The following is an 11,151-nucleotide window of genomic DNA, read 5'->3' on the forward strand; positions in this document are numbered from 1 at the left end:
TTCGATATGAGAGTGGCCTATAACCGATGCCGTCCCGCAAATCTAGTTTCGATGGCCCGAGGTGTGTCTTTGCACGCCGAGGGTACTGGAGCAAGGATTGGCGCGCATTTTGGGAAACTTGGCATAGAACCTGTTCCTGAAAATGCGGCTGGCCGAATGGCTGGCGATGTTGGTCTGCCGGTGGGTGCCGGTGTGGACCTCCTTTAGAGCAAGGCCCTGGTCGCTTAAACCGTGTGTGCGACCGGGGCCTTCTCATTTTTTGAAGCTTGCCAAACGATCGATTCAAGGTTGTAGTCCAAGCACTCACCAGTTCTTCGGAGTTCCAGCTTTGTTGTGGAGACATGACTTGGGTCTCAGGGGATGAGTGTGTTCACAAACCATCAATCAACTATGAAGTGTTATCTGCAATCGCTGATGGCGGCTCGGGGTCTGGCGGCGCGCCGCCGAGTGCTGGGTGCTGCCGGAATCCTGGGCGTATGCCTGGCTCAAACCGCGACGGCGCAATTGATCTATCAGGAAGGTTTCAACGACGACGGGGAGAAAGCGACCCCCCCACGTTACACCATGACGGGCAGGGCCGTGTATGACGTGGACCGCATTCAATCCGAACTGAATAATTTCGATCAGAAGGGGCCCCTTTTTTGGGATCACAATTTCAACACCACCTTCGTGGGTAATCCCGATATTCCCGCGCGGCGCATGATTCTGTCGTGGCGCGGCAACGATGCCAGCGCGGTCACGGAAGAATTTTTGAAGGTGCTGGATTCGAGCGTGAACTGGCTGCTCAAGGGAAAGAAAGGCGCGCGGGTGTTGATTTTTCCGGCGGCGTCCAACGCTCAAGGATTGGCGGATCGTTTGACCGCGCTGGGTCACACGGTGGTCGATGACGACCTCGCCTCGACTCCGGACGAGCGTGATGTGGTGGGTGATTTGTTCATCCATGCGCAGGCCGCCGGCAATCCCAGCCGGTTTGTGCTGAGTCCCAAGCCGGTCATTGTGATCAACGCCCCTGACTTCGATGACATGCTCGTGGGGAGCATTGGATCGAGTGTCGCTTTCACTCCCGGCAAAGTGACCATTGGCGCGGCGGGGCATCCGGCGGCGGGTGGCAAGACCGGGTCCTTCGATGGTTTCACGGGCGAGCATACCTTTGAGCTCACCGGCTCATTTCTGCCTCCCGGTGTGACCAAGTTGGCCACCGTTTCCCGCACCGTTCCTCCCGCCATCAATCGTCTCTCGGACGTCGATAGTGTCATTGCGGGGACGAAGCAAAACGAGAAGACCGCGGGCAGTGTCGCGCAGATCGATTTCAGTGATGGCAGCGCCGGCAATTGGACTTGGGATAATCCGGTTCCGGGCGGATACGCCGGCAACTGGGGTTTGCAAATCACGGGCAAGATTAATGTGACTCGCGCGGGAACTTACCGCTTCGCCGTGGGGTCCGATGACGGTGCTCGATTCTATGTCGACAAGGACAAGAACGGTATCACGATTGCGGATCAGGTGTTGGAAGACACCGGGCCGCATGGCCATCAAATTGTTTACGCGGATGTGAACTTCAGCGCCACCGGTGTTTATGACATCGAATTGCGCTCCTATAACTCCAGTGGCGGCGGGGACGTGGAACTTTCGGTGGCCAACGTCGTGACCCCGGTTCCAGACGATGCGTTGGATTCTGGTTTCTGGGAAGTGTTGGGCGATCCTGCGGGCACCTCGCCGGTGAAACTCCAAGGTTCGGCTTCCGTAAATGCCTTCAAGGCGGCCGGTCCGAATGTGGAAGTGCAGGAACCACTTATCACGCTGCTGAACGGACCTGATGACACGCCGCGCGGGGAGTTCTACGACGGTGGCGCGTTCACCGGTTTCGAAGGCCGCGGCTTCATTGGCGCATCGGGCTTGAACAAGTGGCCTTATCCCGATGGCCAGGCCTATCGCTCGCTTCAACTCAAGCCCGTGAATGTGGCGGGCAAGTCGAATGTGAAAGTAACCGTCGCATTGGCGGCCACGCAAGTGGACTTCGAGACGAGCGATTTCATCCAGGTGTACGCCTATCCCAACGGGGCCAACAGCACGGCGGTGCAACTCGGAAATTTCCGGGGAGTTGCCAACGCGGTCCAGCCTTGGCTGGCCGATGAAAAGGAGAAATTCTCGCGAAAACTGACGAAACAGTTTGCGGATTTCACCTTTGACGTTCCGGCCGGGGCCACCGATCTGATTGTCGAAGTGCGGGCGGCCACCACGTGGTGGACCGAAATCGCGGCCGTGGACAACATCCGCATCCACAGCGGACCGTTGATTCCCGCCAGTTCCACGGAGTATGGCATCGGGTTGAACTTTGGCGCTGAAGAAGCCAACGGAAACAACAAAGGCACCCTCGCGGCGGCTGACGTCGCGGGCGTCGCCAGCGTGGCTCAAGCCAACTGGAATAACCTGAAGACCGCCACCGGCAGCGCCACCACCGGCATTGTCGCGGATGTCAAGGGAACTGCCCAACCCACCTCCGTCACCGTCACCTGGAGGTCCGGAAACACTTGGGCCTCCACCGGACGTGGTGAGGAAAACAACAAGTTCACCGAGAACAACCTCAAGCTGACCACCGGTTACCTTGACACCGGCAATGCCACCACCACCACCGTCAGCATCGCCAGCATCCCGGCTAAGCTCACCGAAGGCGGCTACGATGTCTATGTCTACGCCCTGGGCGGCGTCGGCGGTCGCGGCGGCGCTTACCGCGTCATGGACACTGAAAGCGGCAAAGCCCTGACCGGGTGGATCCGCGCTCAATCCCCCACCAACAGCTCCGACTTCGTCGAAGCCACGTTGATCGGCGGGACAGATCCCAATGGCGCCGCCCGCCACGCTGCGGGCAACTACATCGTGTTCAAAGGGCTCACCTCGGCCAACATCACCGTGCTCGGACGCACCGCTGGCTTCGGCTTCAGCGGGACACCGCGCGCCCCCATCAACGCGATCCAACTCGTGTCGCCTGGCGGTCTGCAAGAAGTCACCCTGCCCGGAGACAAGATCGAAAGCAGCCACGCCGCGAACAAATCACCTGGCGGCGAGCAAGTGGTCAACGCCATCGACAATGACTTCGGCACGAAGTACCTGAACTTCGGCGGTGACAACAGCACGGGGGCTCCGTTCGATCCGCCCGTGGGCCTGACGGTGACTCCGAGCGCCGGCCCCAGCATCGTCACGGCGCTGCGCCTGGTCTCGGCCAACGACGCGCCCGAGCGCGATCCGGCGGCCTACAAACTGGAAGGTTCGAATGACGGCACCACGTTCAGCCTCATTTCGGAAGGCGACGTTCCGGCTTTTGCCGGACGTTTCACTCCGGTGACGATTAGCTTCCCGAACACGGTGAAATACGCAGCCTATCGGCTCACCATTCCAAAGGTGAAGAACAACACCGCCGCCAACAGCATGCAGATCGCGGAAGTGGATCTGCTGGGCAAGGTGTTCCCGCTGCCGAAACTCGGCGTCAGCGCCGCAGCGGGCAAGGTCACGGTCACGTTCAGCGGGGGCAACCTCGAGCAAGCGGTCAACGTCGAAGGCCCGTACACTCCGGTGCAAAACGCGAAAAGTCCGTACGAAACCACCGCAGACGGACCTGCCAAGTTCTTCCGCTCCAAACAGTGATTTGAAGCGGATCAGCTAGATTCCAATCATTCGAAGAAGCCGGGTCGCAAGGCCCGGCTTCTCTTTTTATCACGGGTCCGCCCAGGCGGGGGTGGCCGCGGTGAATTCCACGACTTGTCGGGTTAAAGGATGCGTGAAGGAGATCGAACGAGCATGCAGGCAAAGCGGAGCATCTGAAAGGCCAAGCACGGCGGTCATTACTCCCGCCCGCTGAGGTCCATATAACGTGTCGCCGCACACGGGTAGTCCGAGGTGCCAGAGATGAAGCCTGATTTGGTTCGTGCGGCCCGTCAGCGGGCTGGCTTCAAGCAGGGTGGTGCCGTCGGGAAATCCGCGAAGAACTCGGAATTGGGTGCGGGAGGGAAGGCCGTTGCTCCAGTCGATCGTGCGCGAACCTGCCTCCCCGGGTTCGGCGCTGATGGGCGCGTCGCATTCGAACCAGTCTTGCGCGGGGACGCCCCTCACTTTGACCAGATAAAGTTTCCTGACCTGGCCCTTGGCGAACTGCGGTTGCAGTCGCGCCGCGAAATGACGGGTGCGCGTAAGGAGCACCAGTCCGGTCGTGTTGGCGTCGAGTCGATGGGCGGGCCGGGGGCGTTCAGGATCGTAAGCGGCGTGGAGCAAATACTGGAGCGTGTTGCGGTTGAATCGTCCGCCCGGGTGCATCGGGAGGGGGGCCGGCTTGTTCACCACGATCAAGGCCTCGTCCTCATGCAAGATCCGGATGTCGGCATTGACGGATGGTTCGGTGACTTTCGGAATGCGCCGGAAAAAGTATTCGCCGGCTCGCGGGGCGTGGTCCGCGGTAACCGGATCCTTGTCCGCGTTCAGGATGCGTCCGAGGTGGAACTCTGTCTTCCATTGCTCTCGCGAGAGGGAGCGAACGATGGCCGTGAACGTGTCGAGGAGTGGTTTGCCATCGGCCTCTTCCGGGATGGTCAGTGGAAGATCGTTGTCGTAGGGGATGCTGCCAGGCAGGGGGTTGGAAGCCTGGCGGATGCGCTCGTGCCTGCGGGCCAAAGTCTCCGCGAGTTGTTGGGCCGGAGTGCGGAAGCAATGCGGACAGGAATGACCCGGCCGATAGCGCGGATCCTGTTGTTCCTGCGCCGTGAGCGGGGTGAGACAGGTGAAGCACAGAGCGGAGTCGGTTTCACGCAGTTGGGGATCGACGCCGACGCGCTGATCGAAGACGAAGCATTCGCCTTCGTAATGACGGGCGCCGCATTCCTCGAAATATTTGAGGATGCCACCTTCGAGTTGGTAGATTTGCTTAAAGCCCTGGCTTTCCATGAAAGGGCCGGCCTTCTCACAGCGGATGCCCCCGGTGCAAAACATGACGATGGGTTGTTCCTTCAATGGGGGCGGTAGTTCGCGGACGGCCTTTGGAAAATCGCGAAAATGCTGAAGATTGAGCGTGAGCGCGTTGCGGAACGTTCCAAGTTTCACCTCATAATCGTTGCGAGTGTCGAGAAGCACCACAGGCTTGCCCTCGTCCAGCCACTCAAGGAGTTTGTGCGGCGGCAGCTTGGGAGAGGTATGCCTTCCCGGAGCGATCCCCTCAATGCCGAAGGCGATGATCTCCTTTTTGATTCGAACCAGCATGCGATGGAATGGATGGTCATCGCTTTCGCTGAATTTGGGATCGAGACTCTCCAGGCCGGGCCACGAACGGAGTTCCGCGAGAAAGGTATCAATGGCGGGGCGCTCTCCCGCGACGAAAAGATTGATGCCTTCAGAGCTGAGAAGAATGGTGCCGCGCAGTTTGAGGTTTCGACATAGTTCAAGTAGCCGCCCTCGTTTTGGGCCGAGATCCCGCAGCGGGGTGAATCGGTAGGCGGCGATATTGGTAAAACGGACCACGGAGAAGAACGTTAAGGGTCCAAGTGAATACTGCCAGGCGATTTCGCAGCCATTCTTATTTTGGGGAGTGCGGCTGTGTCGGAGACCCGCCGCAGCGCGCGGACAGATCGGAAAAGCGCCAGAGGACTGGCGCACTCCAAGACCTGGCGGAGCCTCCACCCGCCTCGCCGTCGCGAAGCGTCTTGGACTGCGGTAGCCCTCTACCGCTTTGGACCACGCACGTGAACAACCTGCGCGCGATGCATCGCCCGTCGCCTAAACCTCCTCAAGGACGGGAGCGCCCGGAGCGCGACCAGCGACCGGGAGCAGAAAGAAACGGTGAACGACATAAAAGTACCGCCGCCGCCGGAGGGAGAGGCGAGGTTCTATCCCTCGTCCCTACTCCTATCGGCACTGCCGCGCGTATCACCGGCAACCTGTGGATGCGCTGTTCCTTCCGGACTTCACCCCCTTGGGCTCGCCCCAACCCAGCGCTTCCGCGAACCTACTCCTCTGACACCGGCTCGCCGCGGGCGGCAAGGACCTTCCGGGTGGGCACGTATTGAGCCGCGAATTCGGCCCTGAATTCCTGGAACGTGCCGGCTTGGAGGTGGAGGCGGATTTCCTCCATGACCTGGAGGAAGAAGTGACTGTTATGGACGCTGAGCATGCGCAGTCCAAGGATCTCCTCGACGTTGAGCAAATGGCGCAGATAAGCGCGGGTGAAGTGGCGGCAGGCAAAGCATGGGCAGCCTTCCTGGATAGGACCGAAATCCGCTTTGTTGAATCCCCCTTTGATACTGACGCTGCCCCGGCGTGTGAACGCGGTCCCATTCCGCGCCACTCTCGTCGGAAGCACGCAATCAAACATGTCCACACCGCGTGCGACGAGTTCGATTAGTTGGGCGGGAGTTCCCAACCCCATGGCGTAGCGGGGTTTGTTCTCAGGCAGATGCGGCTCGGTGATTTCGACCGCGCGGTAAATTTCGGGTTCGGGTTCACCCACACTGACGCCGCCAATCGCGTATCCATTGAAATCCATGGCCACCAGCTCTCGCGCGCAATGGGCTCGCATTTCCGGACGTCCCAGGCCCTGGACGATGCCGAATACCAACTGCCCGGGAGCGCGTGGCTGCTCAGCGCATTCCTTCGCCCAACGCAGGGTTCGATCCACGGCCGCTTGAACTTCGCGAGGCGTGGCGGTATGGGGCGGACACTCGTCGAATACCATCGCGATGTCAGAGCCCAATTGCCGTTGAATCTCCATGGATTCTTTGGGGCCAAGGAACAGCGGCGAGCCGTCCAGATGCGATCGAAACTCGACACCATGCGGCTGAATCTTGCGGATCTTGGCCAAGCTGAAGACCTGGAAGCCGCCACTGTCGGTCAGGATCGGCTTGGTCCAATTCATGAAGCGATGGAGGCCGCCGGCTTGCTGGATGATGTCCATGCCGGGACGAATGGAGAGGTGGTAAGTGTTGCCCAGGATGATCTGCGTGCCCATCTCCTCCAATTCGCGGGGGTCGAGCGCCTTGACACTGGCTTGAGTGCCGACCGGCATGAACACCGGCGTTTCGATGACGCCCCGGGAGGTGGTGAGACGTCCGAGGCGGGCGCGTGAGGACGCGTCCCTTTTCAGCAATTCAAACATCGGGCGAGGAATCAGCGCCGACGGCGGGTGGGGCCGAAGAAATAGCCGCCTTTGATGCGCACGCCGCGCACGGGACGGGAAGCCAGGGGTTGCGCGCCGGGCTTTTCTTCCTCGAACAACGCCGTGTATTTATAGTCGAAACCCTCGAGCCGCATGCGTTCGATTTTTTGGCTGATGAAGCGTTCGATGGCGATCACGTGCTTGCTGTCCTCCGCGACCATCAGCGTAAAGGCGTCACCCTCGTTCTCAGCGCGACCCGTGCGCCCGATACGATGCACGTAATCCTCCGGATGCTGGGGCACGTCATAGTTGATGACGTGGCTGACACTGACGATATCGAGTCCGCGCGCCGCGAGGTCAGTGGCGACCAGGACTTCGAATTTTCCGTCCCGGAAACCTCGCAATGCTTGTTCCCGCTCGGATTGAGTTCGATTGGAGTGCAATACCGCCACGGCATGCTGATGGCGGCGCAGCATGTGGGACACGCGGTCGGCTCTGTCCTTGGTGCGGCAGAACACGATGACCGAGTGGTAGTTGACCTTGGCGAGAATGGCCAGCAAGAGCTCTGATTTCTGTGTGTCGGACACGGGATAAACGACGTGGCGGACGGTCTCGGCCGGGGAACGTCGCGCGCCGATCTCAATCGTCTCCGGCGACCGCATGGCCCATTGGATCAAGGTCTCGATCGCCGGCGGAACGGTGGCCGAGAAAAGCATGGTCTGCCGGTTGCGGGGGCATTTCTGCACAATGCGCTTCACATCGGGCAGGAATCCCATGTCCAGCATCCGGTCCGCCTCGTCGAGCACCAGGAATTGCACGTGATCCAGGCGGCAGGTGCCCTGTTGCATGTGGTCCAGCAACCGGCCGGGTGTGGCGACCAGGATATCCACCCCTTCCTTCAGTTGTTCACGCTGGCGTCCATAACCGACGCCTCCGAACACGACGGCGACTTTGAGATCGGTGAAGCGGGCGTAGTCGCGGATCGCCGTTTCGACTTGGGCGGCGAGTTCCCGGGTGGGTTCGAGGATCAGCACCCTGATTTGTTGGCGCGCTTCTCCCAGCAGCGTCAGCAAGGGAAGGCCGAAGGCCGCGGTCTTTCCCGTCCCCGTTTGGGCGCTGCCGATGAGGTCTTTTCCCTCGAGCAGCATGGGGATGGCGCGCAATTGAATGGGGGTGGGATCGGTGTATCCCATCGCCTTGACGCCATCGAGGACGGGTTTGGAAAGTCCGAGGTTCGTGAACGACATGCGGCAGTCTACCTGAGAGTCGGCGCAGGGGGCAAGGCTCCCGGCAGATCATTTCTGATGCATCAAAGTGGGCGGGGAGACGGCGAGTTCGAGACCCGGGAATCGCTTGCGCAAAGGGCTTGTCCACTCGCGTTCGATCGTTTCCTCGGCCCACTTTTGAACCTCCGCGTCCGTCGTCGGAGCTTCCCAGATCTGGCTGGGGCCGGTGACTCGAGTCACACTCGCCGGCAGGAGTCCCTCGATGTCGGCGTGGATCGAAACCCGGGGTCCTTTGCCGCCGGGCCGATTCCAGACGCGCAAGTGGGGCTTGAGGGCGAGATGGCGGGCATGGGGTTTCAGCAACCCTTCCTCGCAGAGTGCGCGAAAATCGTCGGCGCCAAGGGCCATGTCCTCCACCGGGGCCAGGGTGTTCTCCTGAACCCCGTAAATGGAGGCGTTGAGCGGCGAAATCGAGGGGCGCATCATGGGGAAAAAGAGCACGTCGTCGATGTTCTCCTGTCCCGTGAAGATCATGATCATGCGTTCGATGCCTGGCCCGATGCCGGTCGTGGGAGGCATGCCGTACTCGAGCGCTTCGATGAAGTCGAAATCGAGCGTGTGGAACTTGCCGGCGTCGCGTTCCTCGACTCGATAGGATTTCCGCCAAGTTTCCAGGAGGTGAACCGGGTCGTTTTGTTCGGACCAATTGTCGCCGCATTCCATGCCGGCGATGAAAATCTCGAATCGTTCGACGAATCGCGGATCCGAGGCCATGGGCTTGGCGAGGGGTGAAATCTCGATCGGATGTCCGTAAACCAAGGTGGGTTGAATCAGGTTTTTTTCGACGGTGACTTCAAAGGCTTTCACCAAAGCCTCACCGATGCTGGGCTGTGGCTCTTGAATACCGAGCGAAGCCAGCCTGGTGTTGGCTTCTTCCGGCGAGGTGCATTGCCGAAAATCGATGCCGGTGGCCTCGACGACCGCGTCCGGCATGCTGACCCGGCGCCAGGGCTGTCCGAAGTCGATGGGATGTCCGCGAATCTCGAACTGGGTCTTGCCGAAGACGGTGGTCGCGACGTGGCGGAACATGCCCTCGATGAGGTTCATGTTGTATTCGTAATTCTCGTAGGCCGTCATCGTCTCGACCATCGAGAATTCCGGATGATGGCTTCGGTCGATGCCTTCGTTGCGAAAGTATCGACCGACGGTAAAGACCTTGTCGTAGCCCGCGACGATGAGCCGCTTGAGGTAGAGTTCATGGGAGATGGCCAGGTACATGTCGCAGCCCAGGGCATTGACATGCGTTTTGAAAGGCTTGGCTGTGCCGCCGCCGTACTGCGGCTGGATGACCGGAGTTTGGAATTCCATGAACCCTTGGCCGGTCAGAAAGGAACGAATCGCCGCCACGATCCTTGAAGCCGCTCCAAATCGATCGAAGGAGGCCGGCTCCAGAATCGTGTCCAGATAGCGCTTGCGCAGCACTTGTTCCCGGTCCTTGAGGCCAAACCATTGGTCCGGCAGGGGCCGCAACGACTTGGTCAGAAGTCGCAGGGATTCCACCAGAACGGAGATTTCACCCCGTTCCGTTCGGATGACCTTGCCGGTGGCCTCGATGATGTCGCCGAGATCGAGAAGGTTTGACTCGGCGTAGCCAAGCCGCCCTTCGGCGGCGTCGGTGGGCAGGACAAGGTTGCGGCGAAGAAAGAGTTGCAGTTTGCCGGTTTGATCCTGGACGTGAGCGAAGGCGAGGGCGCCCTGTTTGCGCCAGGACATCAGCCGTCCCGCCACGGTGACGGTGGTGTCGTGAAGTGACTCAAATTGGTCAAGGACGGTCCGCGTGAGGTGAGTGCGGCGGCTGCGGGACGGGTAGGGCTGGAGGCCAAGGGCGCGAAGGGCGTCCGCCTTGGCGAGGCGGCCGTTGCGAATTTCGATCAAGGGGTTGGAGGCCACGGTGCGATAGTTTCAAATAGTTTTTTGGCAAAGTCGCCCGGCATCGGAGTCCTCGGGCGGCGCGCAGCCTAGCGAGGTCTGGCCTCGTTTGTCACGCGAAGGCGAGGGTGGATTTCTAAGCCCGGGTTTACCCGTCCATACTCATCAAATTTAGGGACAGACATTTTGAAAGTAAAAGGGACAGACATTTTGAAAGTATGTGGGAGGAAAGACTCCTGGCGGCAGTGGGCAGCCATTCCGGTGGGGCCGAAGTTCCGCCTGAGGCGGGTCGCCCAGGCAGGCAGTTACCAGATCTGAAGAAGATCCTGAATTCCGGGACAAAGCTAAGCCGCAACGATTCAGTTGGAATTGGTTTCTTTAATGCGTTTTTGGCTGGATGGAACGATGCTGATGCGGCCACGGACTCAACTGCATTCCAGTTGGGAGGAGCCATCAGTTTGGCCAATATTTCCAGCCACCACGCCCTTTGATCGGGCCTTCGGATCGCCAGTTTGAGGGTCGGTTTGCCCTGAGCCCGGCTCCACACTGCGGCCTTGGTGAACAGCCGCCACCGCAGCGTCTGCAGTTGGCAGTGTTGCTCCTGCCCGCATCAAACTTAGGGACAGACATATTGCCGGAAAAGCTTGATTTCAATTTGTTGACTCAGTATGGATTGCCCATGAGACAGGCGAGGATGAAGGTTCCGGCGGATCGGGAAGCCGGGTATTACCATTGTGTGTCCCGAGTGGTGGATCGACAGTGGAAGTTCCAGGAGGCCGAAAAGGATAAGTTCGTGACCATCCTGCGCGAATATGAAGCGTTCTGCGGGGTTAGAGTCCTGACTTACTGTGTGATGTCCAACCA

The 11,151-nt window shown here is 59.9% G+C and carries 6 protein-coding genes; 2 read left to right on the forward strand and 4 right to left on the reverse strand.

What is annotated here, in order from left to right; genetic code table 11:
• The first annotated feature begins 360 nt into the window (after positions 1-360).
• On the forward strand, positions 361-3,642 hold the full coding sequence (locus FJ404_07410) for a hypothetical protein (protein ID MBM3822694.1): 3,282 nt from the start codon (positions 361-363) through the stop codon (positions 3,640-3,642).
• Positions 3,643-3,711: 69 nt separating this feature from the next.
• Here FJ404_07410 and FJ404_07415 read toward each other — a convergent pair whose 3' ends face one another.
• The 4 genes from FJ404_07415 to lysS form a co-directional block, all read right to left on the reverse strand.
• Positions 3,712-5,502, reverse strand: coding sequence for an RluA family pseudouridine synthase (locus FJ404_07415; protein ID MBM3822695.1), 1,791 nt, complete (start codon positions 5,500-5,502; stop codon positions 3,712-3,714).
• A gap of 484 nt (positions 5,503-5,986) precedes the next feature.
• Complete coding sequence (gene tgt, locus FJ404_07420; protein MBM3822696.1) at positions 5,987-7,132, reverse strand: tRNA guanosine(34) transglycosylase Tgt; 1,146 nt, start codon at positions 7,130-7,132, stop codon at positions 5,987-5,989.
• An 11-nt stretch (positions 7,133-7,143) separates the two neighbouring features.
• Positions 7,144-8,379, reverse strand: coding sequence for a DEAD/DEAH box helicase (locus tag FJ404_07425; GenBank protein MBM3822697.1), 1,236 nt, complete (start codon positions 8,377-8,379; stop codon positions 7,144-7,146).
• Between the two features lie 48 nt (positions 8,380-8,427).
• Positions 8,428-10,308 (reverse strand): lysine--tRNA ligase, encoded by a 1,881-nt coding sequence (gene lysS / locus FJ404_07430; protein MBM3822698.1) that lies wholly within the window; start codon positions 10,306-10,308, stop codon positions 8,428-8,430.
• A 634-nt stretch (positions 10,309-10,942) separates the two neighbouring features.
• Between lysS and FJ404_07435 the strand changes: the two genes are divergently transcribed.
• A partial coding sequence (locus tag FJ404_07435) for a hypothetical protein (GenBank protein ID MBM3822699.1) occupies positions 10,943-11,151 on the forward strand: 209 nt, incomplete at its 3' end.

The sequence above is a fragment of the Verrucomicrobiota bacterium genome, assembly GCA_016871495.1.
Taxonomy (GTDB): Bacteria; Verrucomicrobiota; Verrucomicrobiia; order Limisphaerales; family VHDF01; genus VHDF01.

What these genes read in the sequence shown, in the direction of transcription:
- FJ404_07425 (MBM3822697.1), bottom strand. Translation starts at nt 8,379, where the DNA reads ATGTCGTTCACGAACCTCGGACTTTCCAAACCCGTCCTCGATGGCGTC.
- FJ404_07410 (MBM3822694.1), top strand. Translation starts at nt 361, where the DNA reads ATGAGTGTGTTCACAAACCATCAATCAACTATGAAGTGTTATCTGCAA.
- tgt (MBM3822696.1), bottom strand. Translation starts at nt 7,132, where the DNA reads ATGTTTGAATTGCTGAAAAGGGACGCGTCCTCACGCGCCCGCCTCGGA.